1 pseudogene is annotated in these 454 nt (G+C 44.1%); it reads left to right on the top strand.

The window, feature by feature from the left end:
* Positions 1-454, top strand: a pseudogene (locus BHC51_RS05280) (hypothetical protein); the annotation flags it as partial.

Here is a 454-nt window from a genome sequence, read left to right as displayed (position 1 = left end):
CGGTGATTTAAGTAACGTCAATGCCAATATCAATACCATTAACAGCAACATTAATGGCTTAAATAACAATGTAGCTAATTTGCAGAAAGACGCTCTGCAATGGAACGGCACTGCTTACGATGCCAGTCATGGTACCGCTAATGCACAGAGAATTACTAATGTAGCTGCTGGGCAGATTGGCGAAAACTCCACCGATGCGATTAACGCCGGACAACTTTTCAGCGTTTCAACATCTACTGCCGCCAGCCTCAGTACTTTGTCTTCTACATTGAATCAGGCCGGTGATTTAAGTAACGTCAATGCCAATATCACTACAATTAACAGCAATCTTAATGGCTTAAATAACAATGTAGCCAACTTGCAGAAAGACGCCCTACAATGGAACGGCACTGCTTACGATGCCAGCCATGGCACCGCTAATGCACAGAGAATTACCAATGTTGCCGTTGGCGAT

Origin of the sequence: Snodgrassella alvi (assembly GCF_002777745.1) — a bacterium.
Classification (GTDB): domain Bacteria; phylum Pseudomonadota; class Gammaproteobacteria; order Burkholderiales; family Neisseriaceae; genus Snodgrassella; species Snodgrassella alvi_D.
The sequence above is the reverse complement of the archived record's forward strand: the minus strand, read 5'-3'. Positions and strand labels throughout refer to the sequence as shown.